Origin of the sequence: Streptomyces sp. NPDC093109, assembly GCF_040701725.1 — a bacterium.
Taxonomy (GTDB): Bacteria; Actinomycetota; Actinomycetes; order Streptomycetales; family Streptomycetaceae; genus Streptomyces.
The window spans coordinates 199,416-220,819 of the sequence record NZ_JBFBEZ010000002.1 but is presented as its reverse complement, the minus strand read 5'-3'; the positions used below and the strand labels follow the sequence as shown (position 1 = coordinate 220,819).

Annotated in this window: 18 protein-coding genes and 1 tRNA gene; 2 read left to right on the top strand and 17 right to left on the bottom strand. The window is 67.8% G+C overall.

What is annotated here, in order from left to right:
* Positions 1 to 22 precede the first annotated feature (22 nt).
* From rpsG to AB0389_RS03295, 12 genes are all read right to left on the bottom strand, one after another.
* Entirely contained in the window at positions 23 to 493 is a 471-nt protein-coding gene (rpsG, locus tag AB0389_RS03350; RefSeq protein ID WP_030351427.1) for a 30S ribosomal protein S7, read from the bottom strand.
* A gap of 2 nt (positions 494 to 495) precedes the next feature.
* Positions 496 to 867, bottom strand: a complete 372-nt coding sequence (gene rpsL, locus AB0389_RS03345; RefSeq protein ID WP_003948652.1) for a 30S ribosomal protein S12 — start codon at positions 865 to 867, stop codon at positions 496 to 498.
* Between the two features lie 336 nt (positions 868 to 1,203).
* The gene (locus AB0389_RS03340; RefSeq protein ID WP_366393611.1) at positions 1,204 to 5,115 is read right to left on the bottom strand and encodes a DNA-directed RNA polymerase subunit beta'; all 3,912 of its coding nucleotides are present in this window, start codon (positions 5,113 to 5,115) and stop codon (positions 1,204 to 1,206) included.
* Between the two features lie 125 nt (positions 5,116 to 5,240).
* A complete protein-coding gene (rpoB, locus tag AB0389_RS03335) occupies positions 5,241 to 8,723 on the bottom strand; it encodes a DNA-directed RNA polymerase subunit beta (RefSeq protein ID WP_366393610.1) in 3,483 nt (1,160 codons plus the stop codon).
* Between the two features lie 586 nt (positions 8,724 to 9,309).
* On the bottom strand, positions 9,310 to 9,693 hold the full coding sequence (rplL, locus tag AB0389_RS03330) for a 50S ribosomal protein L7/L12 (RefSeq protein ID WP_366393609.1): 384 nt from the start codon (positions 9,691 to 9,693) through the stop codon (positions 9,310 to 9,312).
* Positions 9,694 to 9,776: 83 nt separating this feature from the next.
* Entirely contained in the window at positions 9,777 to 10,337 is a 561-nt protein-coding gene (gene rplJ / locus AB0389_RS03325) for a 50S ribosomal protein L10 (RefSeq protein ID WP_366393608.1), read from the bottom strand.
* A 256-nt stretch (positions 10,338 to 10,593) separates the two neighbouring features.
* Complete coding sequence (locus AB0389_RS03320; RefSeq protein WP_366393607.1) at positions 10,594 to 11,463, bottom strand: DUF1396 domain-containing protein; 870 nt, start codon at positions 11,461 to 11,463, stop codon at positions 10,594 to 10,596.
* A gap of 178 nt (positions 11,464 to 11,641) precedes the next feature.
* Positions 11,642 to 12,364, bottom strand: coding sequence for a 50S ribosomal protein L1 (gene rplA / locus AB0389_RS03315; protein ID WP_366393606.1), 723 nt, complete (start codon positions 12,362 to 12,364; stop codon positions 11,642 to 11,644).
* A gap of 85 nt (positions 12,365 to 12,449) precedes the next feature.
* A complete protein-coding gene (rplK, locus tag AB0389_RS03310) occupies positions 12,450 to 12,884 on the bottom strand; it encodes a 50S ribosomal protein L11 (RefSeq protein ID WP_114659687.1) in 435 nt (144 codons plus the stop codon).
* Positions 12,885 to 13,054: 170 nt separating this feature from the next.
* Entirely contained in the window at positions 13,055 to 13,933 is an 879-nt protein-coding gene (nusG, locus tag AB0389_RS03305; protein WP_366393605.1) for a transcription termination/antitermination protein NusG, read from the bottom strand.
* Between the two features lie 72 nt (positions 13,934 to 14,005).
* Positions 14,006 to 14,290 carry a preprotein translocase subunit SecE gene (gene secE, locus AB0389_RS03300; protein ID WP_114622197.1) on the bottom strand — a complete coding sequence of 95 codons (285 nt, stop codon included), beginning with the start codon at positions 14,288 to 14,290 and terminating at the stop codon, positions 14,006 to 14,008.
* A 108-nt stretch (positions 14,291 to 14,398) separates the two neighbouring features.
* Positions 14,399 to 14,471 (bottom strand) — tRNA-Trp (locus AB0389_RS03295).
* A 227-nt stretch (positions 14,472 to 14,698) separates the two neighbouring features.
* Here AB0389_RS03295 and AB0389_RS03290 point away from each other — a divergent pair.
* A complete protein-coding gene (locus AB0389_RS03290) occupies positions 14,699 to 15,925 on the top strand; it encodes a pyridoxal phosphate-dependent aminotransferase (RefSeq protein ID WP_366393604.1) in 1,227 nt (408 codons plus the stop codon).
* Between the two features lie 131 nt (positions 15,926 to 16,056).
* Entirely contained in the window at positions 16,057 to 17,085 is a 1,029-nt protein-coding gene (locus AB0389_RS03285) for an adenosine deaminase (protein WP_366393603.1), read from the top strand.
* 21 nt (positions 17,086 to 17,106) lie between these two features.
* Here AB0389_RS03285 and AB0389_RS03280 read toward each other — a convergent pair whose 3' ends face one another.
* The 5 genes from AB0389_RS03280 to AB0389_RS03260 all read right to left on the bottom strand — a co-directional run bounded on the left by AB0389_RS03280 (position 17,107) and on the right by AB0389_RS03260 (position 21,331).
* On the bottom strand, positions 17,107 to 18,162 hold the full coding sequence (locus AB0389_RS03280) for a UDP-N-acetylmuramate dehydrogenase (protein ID WP_366393602.1): 1,056 nt from the start codon (positions 18,160 to 18,162) through the stop codon (positions 17,107 to 17,109).
* A gap of 73 nt (positions 18,163 to 18,235) precedes the next feature.
* A complete protein-coding gene (locus AB0389_RS03275; protein WP_366393601.1) occupies positions 18,236 to 19,672 on the bottom strand; it encodes a DHA2 family efflux MFS transporter permease subunit in 1,437 nt (478 codons plus the stop codon).
* Positions 19,673 to 19,768: 96 nt separating this feature from the next.
* On the bottom strand, positions 19,769 to 20,329 hold the full coding sequence (locus AB0389_RS03270) for a TetR/AcrR family transcriptional regulator (RefSeq protein ID WP_366393600.1): 561 nt from the start codon (positions 20,327 to 20,329) through the stop codon (positions 19,769 to 19,771).
* Positions 20,330 to 20,442: 113 nt separating this feature from the next.
* Positions 20,443 to 20,871, bottom strand: a complete 429-nt coding sequence (locus AB0389_RS03265) for a MaoC family dehydratase (protein WP_366393599.1) — start codon at positions 20,869 to 20,871, stop codon at positions 20,443 to 20,445.
* A 7-nt stretch (positions 20,872 to 20,878) separates the two neighbouring features.
* Positions 20,879 to 21,331, bottom strand: coding sequence for a MaoC family dehydratase N-terminal domain-containing protein (locus AB0389_RS03260; protein ID WP_366393598.1), 453 nt, complete (start codon positions 21,329 to 21,331; stop codon positions 20,879 to 20,881).
* Positions 21,332 to 21,404: the final 73 nt, after the last annotated feature.

Here is a 21,404-nt window from a genome sequence, read left to right as displayed (position 1 = left end):
TCGGTCTCGATGTGGGTAGCGACTACCAGCGGTAGTGCGCGAAGGCCTTGTTGGATTCGGCCATCTTGTGCGTGTCCTCACGCTTCTTGACCGAGGCGCCGAGACCGTTGGAAGCGTCCAGGAGCTCGTTCATGAGGCGCTCGGTCATGGTCTTCTCACGACGGGCGCGGGAGTAACCCACGACCCAGCGCAGCGCGAGGGTGGCGGCGCGACCGGGCTTGACCTCGATCGGCACCTGGTAGGTGGCGCCACCGACACGGCGGGACTTGACCTCGAGCGTGGGCTTGACGTTCTCAAGCGCGCGCTTCAGGGTGATGACCGGGTCGTTACCGGTCTTCTCGCGCAGGCCCTCCATGGCGCCGTACACGATCCGCTCGGCGGTGGAACGCTTGCCGTTGAGCAGAAGCTTGTTGATGAGGGACGTGACAAGAGGAGAACCGTAGACCGGGTCGATGATGACCGGGCGCTTCGGGGCGGGGCCCTTACGAGGCATTCTTACTTCTCCTTCTTGGCGCCGTAGCGGCTGCGGGCCTGCTTGCGGTTCTTGACACCCTGGGTGTCAAGGGAACCGCGGATGATCTTGTAGCGAACACCCGGCAGGTCCTTCACACGGCCACCACGCACGAGCACGATCGAGTGCTCCTGCAGGTTGTGTCCCTCACCCGGAATGTAGGCCGTGACCTCGATACCAGAGGTCAGACGCACACGTGCGACCTTCCGGAGCGCGGAGTTCGGCTTCTTCGGGGTGGTCGTGAAGACACGCGTGCAGACGCCACGACGCTGGGGCGAGCCCTCAAGCGCGGGTGTCTTGTTCTTCTCGACCTTGTCCTGCCGGCCCTTCCGGACCAGCTGCTGGATCGTAGGCACTACTTCTCCGGTTTCTGTGTGCCGTTAGTGAAACTAACCTGGAACACCTCCGACCCACGCGGTCGGGTGTGTCGAATGCTGCATGACCCCGCACGAAGCAAAGGAAGCGCAGATTGCGGCGGCCGGTACTCGGACTCCCGATGCGGCTGTAGACACGCACAGGAGCCCAGGCACACCCCAGGCACAAGGTCTGAGCGTACCTACCTCATCCACTCCGGTCAAAACAAATGCCGGGCACCCCGACACGCCGGGGCTCAGCGGTCCCGTGAAGGGCCCGGAAACGCCCGGAGGGCGGCCGTCCCACGCCGGGACGGCCGCCCTCCGTTCACTCACATGTCACTGGTTGTACGGACCGTAGTCGTAGTCCTCCAGCGGTACGGCCTGGCCGGAGCCCGTGCCGAACGGCGAGTAGTCGATGTCGTCGTAGCCGACGGCCGAGTACATCGCGGCCTTGGCCTCCTCGGTCGGCTCCACCCGGATGTTGCGGTAGCGGGACAGACCCGTACCGGCCGGGATGAGCTTACCGATGATGACGTTCTCCTTGAGGCCGATCAGGGAGTCCGACTTGGCGTTGATCGCCGCGTCGGTGAGGACCCTGGTCGTCTCCTGGAAGGACGCCGCCGACAGCCACGACTCGGTGGCCAGCGACGCCTTGGTGATACCCATCAGCTGCGGACGGCCGGAGGCCGGGTGGCCGCCTTCCGTGACCACACGACGGTTCTCGGTCTCGAACTTCGAGCGCTCCACCAGCTCGCCCGGCAGCAGCTCCGCGTCGCCGGACTCGATGATCGTCACACGGCGCAGCATCTGCCGGATGATGATCTCGATGTGCTTGTCGTGGATCGACACACCCTGCGAGTTGTAGACCTTCTGGACCTCGCCGACCAGGTGGACCTGGACCGCGCGCTGACCGAGGATCCGCAGCACGTCGTGCGGGTTGGTGGCACCGACGGTGAGCTTCTGGCCCACCTGGACCGGGTCGCCCTCGCCGACCAGGAGACGGGCGCGCTTGGAGATCGGGAACGCCGTCTCCTCGCTGCCGTCGTCCGGGGTGACGACGAGCTTCTTGGTCTTCTCGGTCTCCTCGATACGGACGCGGCCGGCCGCCTCCGAGATCGGGGCGACACCCTTGGGCGTACGGGCTTCGAAGAGCTCGACGACTCGGGGCAGACCCTGGGTGATGTCGTCACCGGCCACACCACCGGTGTGGAAGGTACGCATCGTGAGCTGCGTGCCGGGCTCACCGATGGACTGGGCGGCGATGATGCCGACCGCCTCACCGATGTCGACCAGCTTGCCGGTGGCCAGCGAGCGGCCGTAGCAGAAGGCACAGGTGCCGACCGCGGACTCGCAGGTCAGGACCGAGCGGGTCTTGACCTCCTCGACCCCGGCGGCCACGACCGCGTCGATCAGGACATCGCCCAGGTCGACGTTTGCCGGCGCGATGACCTTGCCGTCGACGACGACGTCCTCGGCGAGCATCCGCGCGTACACGGACGTCTCGACGTCCTCCGCCTTGCGGAGCACACCGTCGGCGCCGCGCTCGGCGATCCGCAGCTTCAGACCGCGGTCGGTGCCGCAGTCCTCCTCGCGGATGATGACGTCCTGCGAGACGTCCACCAGACGACGGGTGAGGTAACCCGAGTCGGCGGTACGCAGGGCGGTGTCGGCCAGACCCTTACGGGCACCGTGCGTGGAGATGAAGTACTCCAGCACGGACAGACCTTCACGGAAGGACGCCTTGATGGGACGCGGGATCGTCTCGTTCTTGGCGTTGGACACCAGACCACGCATACCGGCGATCTGACGCATCTGCATCATGTTTCCACGAGCACCCGAGTTGACCATCATGAAGATGGGGTTGGTCTTCGGGAAGTTCGCGTTCATCGCCTCGGCAACCTCGTTGGTCGCCTTGGTCCAGATCGCGATGAGCTCCTGGGTGCGCTCGTCCTTGGTGATCAGACCGCGCTCGTACTGCTTCTGGACCTTCTCGTCCTGCGCCTCGTAGCCCTGGACGATCGCCTTCTTCGCCTCGGGCACGACGACATCGGAGATGGCGACGGTGACACCGGAGCGGGTCGCCCAGAAGAAGCCGGCCGCCTTCAGGTTGTCGAGCGTCGCCGCCACGATGACCTTGGGGTAGCGCTCGGCGAGGTCGTTGACGATCTCGGAGAGCTGCTTCTTGCCGACCGAGTCGTCGACGAACGGGTAGTCCTCGGGCAGCAGCTCGTTGAAGAGCGCACGGCCCAGGGTCGTACGGAACCGGAACGGGTCGCCCTGCTGCCACGCGACGGCGGTGCCGTCGGTGTCGGCCTCGGCGGCCGGCGGGGTCCAGCCGCGCGGCGGGATGGTGCCCACCGGGAAGCGGATGTCGACCTTCGCCTGGAGCGACAGCTCCCGGTTGTCGAACGCCATGGTCGCCTCGGCGGTCGAGCCGAAGGACCGGCCCTCGCCGATGACCTTGCGCTCCTCCTCGTCCGTGGTGAGGAAGAAGAGGCCGAGCACCATGTCCTGGGTGGGCATGGTGACGGGACGGCCGTCGGCCGGCTTCAGGATGTTGTTCGAGGACAGCATCAGGATGCGGGCCTCGGCCTGCGCCTCCGCGGAGAGCGGCAGGTGGACGGCCATCTGGTCACCGTCGAAGTCCGCGTTGAACGCGGTGCAGACGAGCGGGTGGATCTGGATGGCCTTGCCCTCGACGAGCTGCGGCTCGAACGCCTGGATGCCCAGTCGGTGCAGCGTGGGCGCACGGTTCAGCAGCACGGGGTGCTCGGCGATGACCTCTTCGAGCACGTCGTACACGACCGTACGGCCGCGCTCGACCATGCGCTTCGCCGACTTGATGTTCTGCGCGTGGTTCAGGTCCACCAGGCGCTTCATCACGAACGGCTTGAAGAGCTCCAGCGCCATGGCCTTCGGCAGACCGCACTGGTGCAGCTTGAGCTGCGGGCCGACGACGATCACGGAACGGGCCGAGTAGTCGACTCGCTTGCCGAGGAGGTTCTGACGGAACCGGCCCTGCTTGCCCTTGAGCATGTCGCTCAGGGACTTCAGGGGACGGTTGCCGGGACCGGTCACCGGGCGACCGCGGCGGCCGTTGTCGAACAGCGCGTCGACGGCCTCCTGGAGCATCCGCTTCTCGTTGTTCACGATGATCTCGGGGGCACCGAGGTCGAGGAGACGCTTGAGGCGGTTGTTCCGGTTGATCACACGGCGGTACAGGTCGTTCAGGTCGGAGGTCGCGAAGCGGCCACCGTCCAGCTGCACCATCGGACGCAGGTCCGGCGGGATGACCGGCACGCAGTCCAGCACCATGCCCTTGGGGCTGTTGCTGGTCTGCAGGAACGCGGAGACGACCTTGAGGCGCTTGAGCGCACGGGTCTTCTTCTGGCCCTTGCCGGTGCGGATGATCTCGCGGAGGCGCTCGGCCTCCTCGTCGAGGTCGAAGGACTCCAGGCGCTTCTGGAGCGCGGCGGCGCCCATCGAACCGTCGAAGTACGTGCCGAAGCGGTCGCGCAGCTCGCGGTAGAGCAGCTCGTCGCCCTCCAGGTCCTGGACCTTGAGGTTCTTGAAGCGGCTCCACACCTCGTCGAGACGGTCGATCTCGCGCTGCGCACGGTCGCGCAGCTGCTTCATCTCGCGCTCGGCGCCTTCGCGCACCTTGCGGCGCACATCGGCCTTGGCGCCCTCGGCCTCCAGCTCGGCCAGGTCGGTCTCGAGCTTCTTGGCGCGGGCTTCGAGGTCCGAGTCACGGCGGTTCTCGACCTGCTGGCGCTCGACGGAGACATGCGCCTCCAGCGAGGGCAGGTCGCGCGTCCGGCGCTCCTCGTCCACGAACGTGATCATGTACGCGGCGAAGTAGATGACCTTCTCGAGGTCCTTCGGCGCGAGGTCGAGCAGGTACCCGAGGCGTGACGGGACACCCTTGAAGTACCAGATGTGGGTGACGGGCGCGGCCAGCTCAATGTGGCCCATCCGCTCACGGCGCACCTTGGCGCGGGTGACTTCGACGCCACAGCGCTCACAGATGATGCCCTTGAAGCGGACACGCTTGTACTTGCCGCAGTAGCACTCCCAGTCCCGGGTCGGACCGAAGATCTTCTCGCAGAAGAGTCCGTCCTTTTCGGGCTTGAGCGTGCGGTAGTTGATGGTCTCCGGCTTCTTCACTTCGCCGTGCGACCAGGTCCGGATGTCGTCCGCGGTGGCAAGGCCGATCCGCAGCTCGTCGAAGAAGTTGACGTCGAGCACTTGTCGTCAATCCCTCTTTCGGGGGTTCGAGCCCCTCGCGTCAGCGAGTAGATGGGGCACTTCAGCAATGGTCTGAACGGGTCCGGGGAGAGCCGGCCGGATACGGGATCCGGCCGGCGAACCCGTCAGACCTCTTCGACGCTGCTCGGCTCGCGCCGGGACAGGTCGATACCGAGCTCCTCCGCCGCGCGGAAGACGTCCTCGTCCGTGTCACGCATCTCGATGGACATGCCGTCCGAGGAGAGCACCTCCACGTTGAGGCAGAGCGACTGCATTTCCTTGATGAGCACCTTGAAGGACTCGGGGATGCCGGGCTCGGGGATGTTCTCGCCCTTGACGATGGCCTCGTAGACCTTCACGCGGCCGGTCACGTCGTCGGACTTGATCGTCAGCAGCTCCTGGAGTGCGTACGCGGCGCCATAAGCCTCCAGCGCCCACACCTCCATCTCACCGAAGCGCTGGCCACCGAACTGGGCCTTACCACCCAGCGGCTGCTGGGTGATCATCGAGTACGGGCCGGTCGAGCGGGCGTGCAGCTTGTCGTCGACCAGGTGGTGCAGCTTGAGGATGTACATGTACCCGATCGAGATCGGGTCCGGGAACGGCTCACCGGAGCGGCCGTCGAACATCCGCGCCTTGCCGGAGCCCTTGACCATCCGCTCGCCGTCGCGGTTCGGGATCGTGGACTCGAAGAGTCCGGAGATCTCGTCCTCGCGGGCGCCGTCGAAGACGGGGGTGGCGACGTTCGTGCCGGGCGCGACATCGTCGGCGCCGATGGCCTTCAGCCGCTCCATCCACTCCTCGTTGCCCTCGACCTTCCAGCCCTGGCTGGCGAGCCAGCCGAGATGGATTTCGAGGACCTGTCCCGGGTTCATTCGGGACGGCACACCGAGCGGGTTGAGGATGATGTCGACCGGGGTGCCGTCCTCCAGGAACGGCATGTCCTCGATCGGCAGGATCTTCGAGATGACGCCCTTGTTGCCGTGACGGCCGGCGAGCTTGTCACCGTCGGTGATCTTGCGCTTCTGGGCGACGTAGACGCGCACCAGCTGGTTGACGCCGGGCGGCAGCTCGTCGCCCTCCTCGCGGTCGAAGACGCGGACGCCGATGACCTTGCCGATCTCGCCGTGCGGGACCTTCAGCGAGGTGTCACGGACCTCGCGCGCCTTCTCACCGAAGATCGCGCGGAGCAGCCGCTCCTCCGGGGTCAGCTCGGTCTCGCCCTTGGGCGTGACCTTGCCGACCAGGATGTCTCCGGCGACGACCTCGGCACCGATACGGATGATGCCGCGCTCGTCGAGGTCCGCGAGGACCTCTTCGGAGACGTTCGGGATGTCCCGGGTGATCTCCTCGGGGCCGAGCTTGGTGTCCCGGGCGTCGACCTCGTGCTCCTCGATGTGGATCGAGGAGAGGACGTCGTCCTGGACCAGCCGCTGGCTGAGGATGATCGCGTCTTCGTAGTTGTGGCCCTCCCACGGCATGAACGCCACGAGCAGGTTCTTGCCGAGCGCCATCTCACCCTGCTGGGTGGCCGGCCCGTCGGCGAGGACCTGGGACTCCACGACCCGGTCGCCCTCGTTGACGACAACCTTCTGGTTGACCGAGGTGCCCTGGTTGGAGCGGGAGAACTTGGCGATGCGGTACGTGGTGTACGTACCGTCGTCGTTGGCGACGGTGATGTAGTCCGCGGAGACCTCCTGGACCACACCTTCCTTCTCCGCCTTGATGACGTCACCGGCGTCGACCGCGCAGCGGTACTCCATGCCGGTGCCGACGAGCGGCGCCTCGGACGTGATCAGGGGCACGGCCTGACGCATCATGTTCGCGCCCATGAGGGCACGGTTGGCGTCGTCGTGCTCCAGGAACGGGATCATCGCGGTCGCGACCGACACCATCTGGCGCGGCGAGACGTCCATGTAGTCGACGTCGTCGCCGGGGATGTAGTCGACCTCGCCGCCACGACGGCGGACGAGCACGCGGGGCTCCGTGAAGCGCATGTCCTCGGAGAGCGTGGCGTTCGCCTGCGCGATGACGAAGCGGTCTTCCTCGTCGGCCGTCAGGTAGTCGACCTCGTCGGTGACGACACCCTCGGTGACCCTGCGGTACGGCGTCTCGACGAAGCCGAACGCGTTGACCCGGCCGTAGGAGGCGAGCGAGCCGATCAGACCGATGTTCGGGCCTTCGGGGGTCTCGATCGGACACATGCGGCCGTAGTGCGACGGGTGCACGTCACGGACCTCGAAGCCGGCCCGCTCGCGGGAGAGACCACCCGGGCCAAGCGCCGACAGACGGCGCTTGTGGGTGAGACCCGACAGCGGGTTGTTCTGGTCCATGAACTGCGACAGCTGGCTGGTGCCGAAGAACTCCTTGATGGAGGCGACGACCGGCCGGATGTTGATCAGGGTCTGCGGCGTGATCGCCTCGACGTCCTGGGTCGTCATGCGCTCGCGCACGACGCGCTCCATCCTCGCCAGACCCGTACGGACCTGGTTCTGGATGAGCTCGCCGACGTTGCGCAGACGGCGGTTGCCGAAGTGGTCGATGTCGTCGGTCTCGACGACGATCTGGGTGCCGTTCTCGCCGACCGTCTCGGTCTCACCGGCGTGCAGCTTGACCAGGTACTTGATGGTCGCGATGACATCGTCGGTGGTGAGCACGCCGGCGTCCAGCGGCTCGTCCGCGCCGAGCTTCTTGTTCACCTTGTAGCGGCCGACCTTCGCGAGGTCGTAGCGCTTCGGGTTGAAGTAGAGGTTCTCGAGCAGCGTCTGAGCGGCCTCGCGCGTCGGCGGCTCGCCGGGGCGCAGCTTGCGGTAGATGTCGAGCAGCGCGTCGTCCTGGCCCTGGGTGTGGTCCTTCTCCAGGGTGGCGCGCATGGACTCGTACTCGCCGAACTCCTCGAGGATCTGCTCGGTCGTCCAACCGAGAGCCTTGAGGAGGACGGTCACGGACTGCTTGCGCTTGCGGTCGATGCGGACACCGACCATGTCGCGCTTGTCGATCTCCATCTCCAGCCAGGCACCCCGGGACGGGATGATCTTGGCGGAGAAGATGTCCTTGTCGGACGTCTTGTCGATGGAGGAGTCGAAGTAGACACCCGGCGAGCGCACCAGCTGGGACACCACGACACGCTCGGTGCCGTTGATGACGAAGGTGCCCTTGTTCGTCATGAGCGGGAAATCACCCATGAAGACCGTCTGGGACTTGATCTCGCCGGTCTCGTTGTTGGTGAACTCGGCTGTGACGAAGAGCGGCGCCGCGAACGTGAAGTCGCGGTCCTTGCACTCCTCGATCGAATTCTTGGAGGGCTCGAAGCGGTGGTCGCGGAAGGTCAGCGACATCGACCCGGAGAAGTCCTCGATCGGGGAGATCTCCTCGAAGATCTCCTCCAGACCTGACTTCCTGGGGACGTCCTGCCCACTCTCGACAGCCGCCTCGACACGAGCCTTCCAGGCGGGGTTGCCGAGGAGCCAGTCGAAGCTCTCGGTCTGGAGCGCCAGAAGGTTCGGAACCTCAAGCGGCTCCTTGATCTTTGCAAAGGAGATGCGCAGCGGGGCAGTGCTTGCGCCGTTGTTCGTATTCGTGGTCGAGGCGTTGCGCGAGGCGGCCAAGAGGGGGTCCTTCCGAGGGCTCGGACTCACTACGCGCGTACCGGTCCCAAGCGGACACCGAGAGGGAAAGCCCAGTTCAGGGCTGTTAACTCACCGATGCTCTTGCGAGGGGGTGCCCCTGGTGACGGGCAGGGAGCAGCTAACAGGCAGCGCAAAGGGTCAGTGTAGCCACTTGGCACACTGATGTCCAGAGCGGGTTTTCCGACACCCTCGTTTTTCTCAACACCCTTGTCTCAACTGCATGTCTCTACTACGGCAATCATCGCGCCGCGGGCGCACATCGTTACTGCCCTCTTCGCCATCGATCCATGCCTCGGATCCGGATCGATTGTGACGACGCGTCCTGAGAATTGCGCGCTGCGTGCGGTTCGTCAAGGCCCCCGCCTCCCGCGAGAGGCCCCGGGCGTACGGAAGCACGGCGATGATCACGATACTCGCCGGGAGCGGAAGAGCAAGGCACCCCCCGCGCGAACGGCGAAGGGCGACCACCCGACTGGGTGATCGCCCTTCGCGTCAACGCTGCGCCGCGAGGCGCCGAGACAGCCTCCGTACGCCTCTCAGCGGCCGGAGACGGACTCGTGTGGTGTTACTTGACCTCGACGGAGGCGCCGGCGCCCTTGAGGGCCTCGGCGGCCTTCTCGGCGGCAGCCTTGTCGACCTTCTCGACGACGGCCTTGGGGGCGCCGTCCACGAGGTCCTTGGCCTCCTTGAGGCCCAGGGAGGTGAGCTCGCGCACAACCTTGATGACCTGGATCTTCTTCTCGCCGGCACCCGTGAGGATGACGTCGAACTCGTCCTGCTCCTCGACGGCGTCCGCGACGGCGGCAGCGCCACCGGCAGCGGCGACGGCGACCGGGGCGGCGGCCGTGACGTCGAACTTCTCCTCGAAGGCCTTCACGAAGCCGGAGAGCTCGATGAGGGTCATGTCCTCGAACTGCGCGAGCAGCTCGTCCTGGGTGAGCTTCGCCATGATGGCGGTCCTTCCACTATTCGGCTGGGTGCCGTATGTACAGTTCCGCGGGCGTACCGCCCGCTGTGGCCGACCGAGCGTGATTACTCGGAGTCGGCCTCGACGGGGGCCGCCGGGGCGGCACCGTCCTGCTCTTCCTTCTTGGCACGAAGCGCTTCCGCGGTGCGGGCGAACTTCGACGGAAGCGCCTGGAAGAGCGCGGCAGCCTGGGACTGCTTGCCCTTCATGGCACCCGCCAGCTTGGCGAGCAGAACCTCACGGGACTCGAGGTCCGCGAGCTTCTTGATCTCATCGGCGGACAGCGCCTTACCGTCAAGGACACCGCCCTTGATGATGAGATTCGGGTTGTCCTTGGCGAAGTCACGAAGACCCTTCGCCGACGTCACCGGGTCACCGGTGATGAAGGCAACCGCCGTCGGACCCGCGAACAGGTCGTCCAGCGCGTTGATCCCGGCCTCGTTGGCCGCGATCTTGGTCAGCGTGTTCTTCACCACGGCGTACTGGGCGTTCTCACCGAGAGAACGGCGCAGCTCCTTGAGCTGCGCCACGGTGAGACCCCGGTACTCGGTCAGCACAGCGGCGTTCGAGCTGCGGAACTGGTCCGTCAGCTCGGCTACCGCGGCAGCCTTGTCGGGCCTTGCCATGAGCGTCGGCCTCCTTCCGGGTGATGAGGACCGCTCAGAAGGGGCTGGGCAAAACGAAACGCCCCGGCGCAGGCGCACGGGGCGTAGCTCAACCGAATGGGATCCGGGAGCTTTCCACAGTCACCTGCGCAGGACGTCCGCAGCTAGCGGATCCTTCGGCCGCCGCACACTCTTACGAGCACACGGCAACGACCAGCGGTCTTTGGCTTCTGGGGAAGAGTACGTGCGAAGGGACGCGAAGGGCAAATCGCGTCGCTCAGACGTCGTCGCCGCCGCCTTCGCCCGCCATCATCTCGGCGAGGTCGGCCACCTCGGAGGCCGGCGGTTCCTTGATCTCGACCGGCTTGTTGTAGTCGACGAACTTGACCGTCATGTCGAGCGGGCCGTCCTCCGTGGCCGCCCGGGTCCGGAACTGCTTGGTCCGGTCGTTCCCGTCGATCCACATGTCCATCGTGAGCGTGTCGATGCCCATGTCCTCGTACGCCTTGAGGCTCTTCTCGCGCTGCGCCTTCCGCTTCGCGTCGAGGCCCTTCAGCGACTCCTCCATGGCGCTGAGCGGGAGCGAGCCCGTGTAGTGGGTGGTCTTCACCCCGCCGACGGTCTCCTCGCCGACCTTCTTGAGGTCCTTGGCCGCGGTCAGCGACGCGGACTCGGCGGCCGGGTTGCGGTCCACCTGGCCGCCCATTCCGCCGAGCGGGCTCTCCCCGTTCTCCGCGGCGGTCATCGCGTCGAGAGAGCCCACGGGGAACTTGATCCAGCGCTTGCCGTCCATGTCCGGATCGGACGCGGCGCTGTCGCCCCCGATGTACATGCCGCCCGAGGTGATCAGGATCTCGATCTCCTGGTCCTCCCCGTCCAGATTGCCCGCCATCTTCATCCGCATGGCCTGCGGATCCATGCTCATCGCCACCTCGCCCGTGACGGCCCCCTCGCCGGGAATCTTCCCTTCCATCGTGTACGAGAGCGAGGTGATCTTCTCGTTCTTGTCGGCGGCCCGCTGGACGGCGGCCACCGGGTCGAGCTCGACCGATTTCGAGGCGGAGTCCGTGGACGAACAGGCGGCGGTGGAACAGAGCAGCGCACCGCTCAGCACGGTCACCGCGGCGGTCCGGTACATCGAGTTCATGGTTCCCCCCACAGGAATGGCACAGTTGACCCAAATCTTGCGCTGACCTTACCGGCCGCCTCTGACAACGCCACCGGAACAACGGCCCGGAACAACGGCAAAGCCGGTCCCCGCACCTCCGGAGAGGTGTGGGGACCGGCTGCGTTCCGTGCGGTGCGACCCGCGGCTGCCGTCAGTGTCAGACGGAGGCCGGGTCCTCCTCGACGAGGAGGTTACGGGTGCGGTTGGCGTCCAGCGGGATGCCGGGGCCCATCGTGGTGGCCAGCGTGGCCTTCTTGATGTAGCGGCCCTTGGCGGCGGACGGCTTCAGACGGAGGATCTCGTCCAGCGCCGCGGCGTAGTTCTCGACCAGCTTCGTCTCGTCGAAGGAGACCTTGCCGATGATGAAGTGCAGGTTCGAGTGCTTGTCGACGCGGAACTCGATCTTGCCGCCCTTGATGTCGTTGACAGCCTTGGTGACATCGGGGGTGACGGTGCCGGTCTTCGGGTTCGGCATCAGACCACGCGGGCCGAGGACGCGGCCGAGGCGGCCGACCTTGCCCATGAGGTCCGGGGTGGCGACGACGGCGTCGAAGTCCAGACGGCCCTTCGACACCTCGTCGATCAGTTCGTCGGCGCCGACGATGTCGGCGCCCGCGGCACGCGCGGCCTCGGCGCGGTCACCGGTCGCGAAGACCAGGACCCGGGCGGTCTTGCCGGTGCCGTGCGGGAGGTTCACGGTGCCACGGACCATCTGGTCGGCCTTGCGCGGGTCGACACCCAGACGCATGGCGACCTCGACGGTGCCGTCGAACTTGGTGGAGGTGGTGTCCTTGGCGATACGGACGGCCTCGAGCGGGGCGTAGGTACGCTCCCGGTCGATCTTGGCTTCCGCGCCGCGGAGTGCCTTGCTGCGCTTCACTTCGTCTCCTGGTGTTTCTTCAGGTGTGGAGTTCGTGGTCCGGACCGCGCATGGCCCTGCCACTGGGTGGTACTGCGGGGCTGGATCAGCCCTCGACCGTCACGCCCATGGAACGAGCGGTGCCGGCGATGATCTTCTCGGCGGCGTCCAGGTCGTTGGCGTTGAGGTCGGGCATCTTCGTCGTGGCGATCTCGCGCACCTGGTCGCGGGTGAGCTTCGCGACCTTCTTGACGTGCGGCTCGCCGGAGCCCTTGTCCACACCCGCGGCCTTGAGGATCAGCTTGGCGGCCGGCGGAGTCTTGGTGATGAAGGTGAAGGAGCGGTCCTCGTAGACCGTGATCTCCACCGGCACGACCATGCCACGCTGCGACTCGGTCGCGGCGTTGTAGGCCTTGCAGAACTCCATGATGTTCACGCCGTGCTGACCCAGCGCGGGGCCGACCGGCGGAGCCGGGTTGGCCGCGCCGGCCTTGATCTGGAGCTTGATAAGCCCCGTGACCTTCTTCTTCTTGGGAGGCATTGCTCTCTCCGGGTCCTAGTGAGAGTTTTCGGCCGCCATCCGGTCATCCGGACGGAGGCATACCGCACAACGATAACGGGTATAGCTGCACGGCCAAAAACCGACAGGTCAGACAGGTGTTGAAGCCTGTCTGACCTGTCGGAAGCTGGGGAGCGCGGGCTTGGCCCGGCTCAGTTCTTCTGGATCTGGTCGAAGCTCAGCTCGACCGGGGTCTCGCGACCGAAGATCTCGACGAGGCCCTTGACCTTCTTCGAGTCCGCGTTGATCTCGTTGATGGTCGCCTGGAGGGTGGCGAACGGACCGTCGGTGACAGTGACCGAGTCGCCGACCTCGAAGTCCAGCACCTGGACCTCGACCTTGCGGGCCGGAGCCGGCTTGCCCTCGGCCTCGGCGGCCTCACGCGCGGCCTTCTCCTCGGCCTCCGGGGCGAGCATCTTGACGATCTCGTCCAGGGTCAGCGGGTACGGGTCGTACGCGTTGCCCACGAAGCCGGTGACGCCGGGGGTGTTGCGGACGACGCCCCAGGACTCGTTCGTCAGATCCATGCGCACCAGGACGTAGCCCGGGAGCTTGTTCTGGCGAACGTTCTTGCGCTCGCCGTTCTTGATCTGGACGATCTCTTCCTCGGGGACCTCGGCCTGGTAGACGAACTCCTCGACGTTCAGCGAGACGGCGCGCTGCTCCAGGTTGGCCTTCACGCGCTTCTCGTAGCCCGCGTAGGTGTGGATCACGTACCACTCGCCGGGCAGCGTGCGCAGCTCCTCGCGGAGCGCGGCGACCGGGTCGACCGCGGGAGCCGCGGTCTCGTCCTCGGTGGCCTCGTCGTCCTCGGCGTCGTCCTGAGCCTCGACCGTCTCGACGTCCTCGGTCGCGTCTTCGTCGTCCTCGTCCACGACGTGCACAGCGGCTTCCTCGGCCGGCTCGCCCGCGGCGATGTCAGCGGCTTCGGCCTGGTCTGGCTCGACAGCGTCCGCCGCCTCGACGATGCCGGTCGCGTCCTCTCGGGACTCCACCGACTCGCTGGCGTCGTTCAGTTTCGGGTCAGACACGGTGGCTGCTTCTTCCTGGCTCAATGGGTGGAACACGCGAAAGGGGCGCCGCACTGGGCGCCCTACGCGGGATCAGCCGAAGACGTACTTGATTGCTTGCTGGAAGCCATAGTCAATCACGGTCACCAGACCGATCATGACGACGACGAAGACAATCACGACTGTGGTGTACGTAGTCAGCTGACTACGAGTCGGCCAGACAACCTTGCGCAGCTCTGCGACGATCTGGCGGTAGAAGAGCGCGAGACGGCCCAGAGGGCCCTTCTTGCCTCGCTTGCCACCCTTGCGGGGCTTCTTCGACTCGGCGGACTCATCGTCGGCATCAGGCTTGTCGATGGAGCCCACGGCGTCCGTCACGCTCTCTCACCTGATTCCGGGTCGTGACCGTGCCGCGCCCGGGGGAGCCGCACGGCGATGCATTGAATGTACGTACATGCGCACACGCCCTGGCGAAGGCGTGTGTAGCAGGGCCGGAGGGACTTGAACCCCCAACCGCTGGTTTTGGAGACCAGTGCTCTACCAATTGAGCTACGACCCTTTGTGTTTTCCCGAACCTACCGCATCCGACCGGATACATGGAGTGCCCGGTATGGACTTGGCGGATGAAGGCCAACGACGAGTGAGTGTACGTGGTCGTCGGCCCTGCGTCGAACAGCTCCCCCGGGAACGGTCGGCGGCCAACCGTCCACAGTTCTTGTCGGGTTATGTGTCCACCGTACGAAACCTGTGTACCCCGGATGTTTCGGGTCTGCGAGCATGGTCCGTATGAGCGCTGCAACCCCTCCGACCGAGCGCCGGGTCTCCGCCCGCATCGGCGCGATCTCCGAGTCCGCCACCCTCGCCGTGGACGCCAGGGCGAAGGCCCTCAAGGCCGCCGGCCGTCCGGTGATCGGCTTCGGCGCCGGTGAGCCCGACTTCCCGACCCCCGGCTACATCGTCGAGGCCGCTGTCGAGGCGTGCCGCGATCCCAGGTACCACCGCTACACCCCGGCCGGCGGGCTCCCCGAGCTGAAGGCCGCCATCGTCGCCAAGACGAAGCGCGATTCCGGTTACGAGATCGAGCCGGCCCAGGTCCTGGTGACCAACGGCGGCAAGCAGGCGATCTACGAGGCGTTCGCCGCCGTCCTCGACCCGGGCGACGAGGTCATCGTCCCGGCTCCGTACTGGACGACGTACCCGGAGTCGATCCGGCTGGCCGGCGGCGTCCCGGTGGAGGTCGTGGCCGACGAGACCACCGGCTACCGCGTCTCCGTCGAGCAGCTGGAGGCGGCCCGTACGGAGCGCACGAAGGTCGTGCTCTTCGTCTCCCCGTCCAACCCGACGGGCGCCGTCTACAGCGCGGCCGACACCGAGGCCGTCGGCCGCTGGGCCGTCGAGCACGGCCTGTGGGTGATGACGGACGAGATCTACGAGCACCTCGTCTACGGCGACGCCGTCTTCACCTCGCTGCCGGCCGTCGTCCCCGAGCTGCGCGACAAGTGCATCGTGGTCAACGGCGTCGCCAAGACCTACGCCATGACCGGCTGGCGGGTGGGCTGGCTCGTCGGCCCGAAGGACATCGTCAAGGCCGCGACGAACCTCCAGTCGCACGCCACCTCCAACGTCTCCAATGTGGCGCAGGTCGCCGCGATCGCCGCACTCACCGGCGATCTCACCGCCGTCGCCGAGATGCGGACCGCCTTCGACCGGCGCCGCCGCACGATCGTGCGCCTGCTCAACGAGATCGACGGCGTCCTGTGCCCGGAGCCCGAGGGCGCGTTCTACGTGTACCCGTCGGTGAAGGGCCTCCTCGGCAAGGAGATCCGCGGCAGGCGCCCGCGGGACTCGGCCGAGCTGGCCGCGCTGATCCTCGACGAGGCCGAGGTCGCCGTCGTCCCGGGCGAGGCGTTCGGCACCCCCGGCTATCTGCGGCTGTCGTACGCGCTGGGCGACGAGGACCTGGCGGAGGGCGTGGGCCGGATCCAGCAGCTCCTGGGCGAGGCCAAGGACTGACCCGCTCCCGCACCGCGTGGGGCCCGACGGGCTCCCGGCCAGGCTGCCGGGAGCCCGTTTTTACGTTCGAACAAGACCACGATCGGGGAAAGTGGCTGCCACTGGGCCGATCCGTACGGCAGGATCTAGCAATGGAGAGCACCATCCCCCGCGATCTCAGCCTGCTGCCCAAGGCTCATCTGCATCTGCACTTCACCGGCTCGATGCGCCCCACCACCCTGCTGGAGCTCGCCGACAAGTACGGCGTACGACTCCCGGACGCGCTCACCGGCGGCGAACCGCCCAAGCTGCGCGCGACCGACGAGCGCGGCTGGTTCCGCTTCCAGCGGCTGTACGACATCGCCCGGTCCTGTCTGCGCACCCCCGAGGACATCCAGCGGCTGGTCCGCGAGGCCGCCGAGGAGGACGTCAGGGACGGCTCCGGCTGGCTGGAGATCCAGGTCGACCCCACCTCGTACGCCCCGCACCTCGGCGGGCTGATCCCCGCCATGGAGGTCATCCTGGACGCCGTGGACGCGGCCTCCAGGGAGACCGGCCTCGGGATGCGCGTCCTGGTCGCGGCGAACCGGATGAAGCATCCGCTGGAGGCAAGGACGCTGGCCCGGCTCGCGGTGCGCTACGCGGACCGGGGCGTCGTCGGCTTCGGGCTCTCCAACGACGAGCGCCGTGGCATGGCCAGGGACTTCGACCGTGCCTTCGCGATCGCCAGGGACGGCGGGCTGCTGGCCGCGCCGCACGGCGGCGAGCTGACCGGGCCCGCGTCCGTACGGGACTGCCTGGACGATCTGAGCGCCGCCCGGATCGGGCACGGCGTACGGGCCGCCGAGGACACCGAGCTGCTGCGCAGGCTCGCCGAGCGCGGGGTGACCTGCGAGGTCTGCCCGGCGTCGAATGTCGCGCTGGGCGTCTACGAGAAGCCGGAGGACGTGCCGCTGCGGACGCTGTTCGACGCCGGGGTGCCGATGGCGCTGGGCGCGGACGACCCGCTGCTGTTCGGCTCCCGGCTGGCCGCGCAGTACGAGCTGGCCCGGCGCCACCAGGGCTTCTCCGACGCCGAACTGGCCGAGCTGGCACGCCAGTCGGTACGCGGCTCGGCGGCGCCGGCGGACGTACGGGACAAGCTGCTCGCGGGCATCGACGCCTGGCTGGGCCCTGTCTGACCGCGTAGGACCGGGCCCGTACTACAGGCTGACGCCCACCGTCACCGGCTCGTTGACCAGCGTGATCCCGAAGGCCGCGTGCACCCCGGCGACCACCTCGCGGGCCAGCGCGAGGAGGTCCTCGGTGGTCGCCGCGCCCCGGTTGGTCAGGGCGAGGGTGTGCTTGGTCGAGATCCGGGCCGGGCCCGTGCCGTACCCCTTGGTGAAACCGGCCTTGTCGATCAGCCAGGCGGCCGAGGTCTTCGTGTACCCCTCCCCCTCCGGGAAGCCGGGCGGCGTCACGTCCTTGCCGAGCCGCTCCCTGACGCGGGCGGTGAAGTCGGCGTACCGCGCGTCGTCAAGGATCGGGTTGGTGAAGAAGGAGCCCGCCGACCAGGTGTCGTGGTCCTCGGGGTCCAGCACCATGCCCTTGCCGGCCCGCAGCCTCAGCACGGTCTCGCGGGCGGTCGCCGCGGGGACCCGCTCGCCGGGCTCGACGCCCAGGGCGCGGGCCGTCTCCGCGTACTTGAGGGGGGCGGAGAGCCCGCCCGCGTCCTCCAGGGCGAAGCGGACGCGCAGCACGACCCAGCGGCTCGGGTGCTCCTTGAAACGGCTGTGGCGGTACGCGAAGCCGCAGTCGGCGTTGGTGAGGGTGACCCGCTCGCGGGTGGTGCGGTCGTAGGCGTCGACCTCCGTGATGGTGCGGGACACCTCCTGGCCGTACGCGCCGACGTTCTGGATCGGGGTGGCGCCGGCCGAGCCCGGGATGCCGGCGAGGCACTCGACGCCCGCCAGGCCCGCTTCGACCGTACGGGCGACCGCGTCGGTCCACACCTCGCCGGCGGCCAGCTCCAGCGTGGTGCCGTCGAGGGTGAAGCCCCGGGTGGCGATGCGCAGGGCGGTGCCGTCGAAGCCCTTGTCCCCGATGATCAGGTTGCTGCCGCCGCCGATGATCAGCAGCGGGGTGCCGGTGTCGTCCGCCTCGCGTACGGCGGCGGTCACTTCCTCGTCGGTGGTGGCCGTGACCAGGCGGGTCGCGGGGCCGCCGAGGCGGAAGGTGGTCAGGGGGGCGAGGGGCGCGTCGTGGAGTTCCTGCACGGGGACAAGGGTACGGTCCGGTCCCGCGCGCGGGGCGACGCGCGGGGCCGGACCGCGGCCGGGTCGGCGGAGCTCAGGCGACGGTGGTCAGCTCGCTCCGGCCCTTCTCCGCCGCGCCGGCCGGGACTCGGGCGCCCCGGCCGGGGATGAGCAGCGCCGACAGCGCCGCGAGCGCCACGGCGCCGGCGCCGATCCACAGGGCGGGGACCGTGCCGTCGACGAAGGTGTCGGGGGTGTCGTACCCGCCGCGTGCGGCGAAGACCGCGCCGAGGACGGCGACACCGAGCGCGCCGCCGACCTCGCGCAGGGCGTTGTTGGTCCCGGAGGCGATGCCCTGTTCGGCGGTGCGGACGCTGGACATGACGAGGCTGGAGGCCGGGGCGAAGTACAGCCCCATGCCGATGCCGCTGATGATCAGGGCCGGCAGCTGGGCCGCGTACGACACGTCGGGGGCGAGGACCAGGGCGAACCAGCCCAGTCCGACGGCCTGGAGCGCCAGCCCGGCGGCCACGACGGGCCGGCCGCCGATCCGGTCGGAGACGAAACCGGCGATCGGCGAGACGAGCAGCGGCATCGCGGTCCAGGGCAGCATCCGCACCCCGGCCTCGGTGGGGGTGTAGCCGACGACGCCCTGGAGGAACTGGCTGAGCAGGAAGATCGAGCCGAACATGCCAAGGAACATCAGCAGGCTCGCCGCGTTGATGCCGGCGAAGGCGCGGTCCTTGAACATCCGCATGGGCAGCATGGCGTCCTGGCGGGTCAGTCCGTGCCGTACGAAGGCGACGAGCAGCGCGGTGCCGGCGAACAGGCAGAGCAGGACGATGGCGCTGGTCCAGCCCTCCTCGTTGGCGTTGACGAGTGCGTAGACGATGCCGAAGAGGCCGCCGCTGATGAGGAGCGTGCCGGGGACGTCGAGGCGGGCGCCGGGCGCGGACGACTCGGCCAGCCGGAACCGGGCGAGCGGCAGCAGGACGAGTCCTATGGGGACGTTGAGCCAGAAGATCCACTGCCAGGACAGGTGTTCGGTGAGCGTGCCGCCGACGAGCGGGCCGCTGGCGACGGCGAGGCCGGTGACGGCGCCGAAGACGCCGAGAGCCGCGCCGCGCCGCGCGGCGGGGACGGCCGCGGTGAGCAGGGTGAGCGTGAGCGGCATCATGACCGCCGCGCCGACGCCCTGGACGGCACGGGCGGCGATCAGCGCGTCGATGCCGGGCGCGAGGGCGGCGGCGGCCGAGGCGCCGGTGAAGACCGTGAGGCCGGCCATGAAGAGCCTGCGGCGGCCGAACCGGTCTCCGAGGGCCGCGCCGAACATGAGGAGGACGGCGAAGGTGAGGGTGTAGGCGTTCACCGTCCACTCCAGATCCGCCAGCTCGCCGCCGAGTTCGTCGCGGATGGAGGGGAGCGCGGTGGTGACGACGAGGTTGTCGAGGGCCGCCATGAAGCCGGCGAGGCCGGTGATGAGAAGGGCCCATGCGGCGCGGGTGCCGCCCGGTGCTGTCTGCTGATGCATCGCATCTCCAATTAGTAATTGCTAACTAACTTTCCTGGCCAGAAAAAAAGCCCGCCGGGCGGAGGGACGGAACCGCTCCGCACCGGCCGGCTCCGCTCACTCGCCGGACGGCCGCGTCGACTCGTAGAAGCCGGACCAGACGCGGTGCCCGACCGGAAAGCCGAGCGAGACAAGCGTGTTGATGAGCATGCCGTACGCCATGAACTTCGTGGTCTCGCCCGTCTCCGCGCCGAGCGACAGATGGGCCACGTCCCAGAGTTCCAGCCAGCTCGCCCGCACCGAATCACCGAATTCATGATCACCGGCGGCCTCCGCAGACGCCACGGCGACATACATCTGCATCTGCATGAGCAGCTTCTCCGGGTCGTCGGCGATGAGCCGCTGGTACGCGGCGCCCATGGCGTGCACGGCCTCCTCCCCGTCCAGCCCCTCCGTCGCCGCGACGAAGACCCGCTGGGTGTCTGCCAGGCAGCGCCGTGCGGCGGCGAGGAAGATGGCCTGCTTGTTCGGGAACAGCCGGAAGAGGTACGGCTGCGAGACGCCGACGCGGCGCGCGATCGTCTCGGTGGAGGTGCCGACGTATCCGGTGCGCGCGAACTCCGTGACCGCCGCGCGTACGACACTCTCGCGGCGTTCCTCCGCGCTCATCCTGACCATGGGATTAAGTTATTGGCCACTCACTAATCTTGTCAAGGGGTGACGGCGAGCACGTAAACGGTAAGGGGCGCCCGCACTGGCGGGCACCCCTTACCGCGGCCTCGTGCGGTGTCTCAGGCGAGCCGGACGACGGCGCGGGAGAGGCCCAGCACCTTCTGCCCCTCGCTGATGGCCGTCAGATCGACCCGGACCTGGTGGTCGTCCAGCTTGGCGGCGACCTTGGCGCTGACCTCGACGAGCGCGCCCGCGTCGTCGTTGGGCACCACGACGGGCTTGGTGAAGCGGACCCCGTACTCGACGACGGCCGCCGGGTCGCCCACCCAGTCGGTCACCACTCGGATCGCCTCGGCCATGGTGAACATGCCGTGGGCGATGACGTCGGGGAGACCGACCTCCTTGGCGAACTTCTCGTTCCAGTGGATCGGGTTGAAGTCCCCGGAGGCGCCCGCGTACTGGACCAGGGTCGCGCGCGTGACGGGGAAGCTCTGGGCCGGCAGCTCCGTACCGACCTCGACGTCGTCGTAACCGATCTTCGCGGTCATCGGTTTCTCACGCCTCCTCGGCGGCGCGCGCCACCAGCTTGGTCCACGCGGTCACGACATGCTCGCCGGCCTCGTCGTGCACATCGCCCCGGACATCGATGATGTCGTTCCCGGCGAGGGACTTGATCTCCACGATGGTCGAGGTGACCGTCAGCCGGTCCCCCGCCCGTACCGGACGGGTGTAGGCGAACTTCTGGTCGCGGTGCACCACGCGGCTGTAGTCCAGACCGAGCTGCGGGTCGGCGACCACCTCGCCCGCCGCCTTGAACGTGATCGCGAACACGAAGGTGGGCGGCGCGATCAGATCGGTGTGCCCGAGCGCCTTCGCGGCCTCCGGATCGGTGTACGCCGGATTGGGGTCGCCCACCGCCTCGGCGAACTCGCGGATCTTCTCCCGGCCGACCTCGTACGGCACGGTGGGCGGATAGCTCCGCCCCACGAAGGACTGGTCGAGCGCCACGACTCGCTCCCTCCTGACGTCCTGCTGAACGTCCTGCTGAACGTCCTACTGATCTTGTACTGATGTTCTACGG